The 875-nt window shown below is 65.8% G+C and carries 1 protein-coding gene; it reads right to left on the bottom strand.

The features are described from left to right. Nucleotides 1-143: 143 nt before the first annotated feature. Nucleotides 144-356 carry a hypothetical protein gene (locus QSK25_RS45235; RefSeq protein WP_285647886.1) on the bottom strand — a complete coding sequence of 71 codons (213 nt, stop codon included), beginning with the start codon at nucleotides 354-356 and terminating at the stop codon, nucleotides 144-146. Nucleotides 357-875: the final 519 nt, after the last annotated feature.

An 875-nucleotide genomic window follows, 5' to 3' on the forward strand; every position in this document is an offset into this window, starting at 1 on the left:
GTGATCCCGCCACCGCCGCCCACCGCCCGACACAGGGGGCAGCAGCGGCGCGATCGCTGCCCACGCACGATCCGTCAACTCACCGCGACCAACCACCGCAGAGAGATACCAGATGCCCAGATCAACGGCTTACAGGACAGGCTCTAGCCGGCTCGAAGTTTCGGCACGCTCTCTGCCGCGGGAGGACCGCCTGCTTCTCGGACCACGTCTTGCGACAGCGCGAGCGCGACCGCTCGGCGAATCGCCAGCAGCCCTTGATCGGCAACGTTGATCTCCTTGCACTCCATGGCTGACGTGACGACGACCGCCGCACGTGCCAGCACGGAGGCCTGCGCGAAGCTCAGCTGCACGACCACGCGCACCGTTCCCGTTCGTCCCGTCATGTGCACACGTCCCACCCGTGATGAGGGAGCGCCACGGCCGGCGGGGGAAGACCGTGCCGTGGCGCGCCTCGCTCGCCGGGATCGGATAGCGGCAACGCCGTTCGGGGAAGAACGCGGGGCGGCAACAAGGCCCCGGTTCACGACTGCCGCTCAGCCGACGAGCGCCTTCGGTGGATCCAGCGGGATGACAGCAACCAAACCGCCACGGGAACCGATATTGGAGATCATCTCCCGACTCCCTTCCGATAACCCGAGCTGGATCCCTGACATCCGCAGCTTATAATCCGATATCGGGATCCGATAATGCCCCGATCCGGTGAAGCCAGTGCTGCTACTGTCCGTAGTGCCCGTCTCGGGCCCGTTGTTCTGCTCAGGAGGTACACGCATGGCGTCCGTGGAGATGCCGGCCTTCATCCACAACATCCAGTGCGGTCGACTGCTGGAAGCGCTGCGCGGCGAACGCACTCAACGCGAAGTGGCAGCGGCATGCGG

It is taken from the genome of Lentzea sp. NBRC 102530, assembly GCF_030269365.1.
In the GTDB taxonomy this organism is placed as follows: Bacteria; Actinomycetota; Actinomycetes; order Mycobacteriales; family Pseudonocardiaceae; genus Lentzea.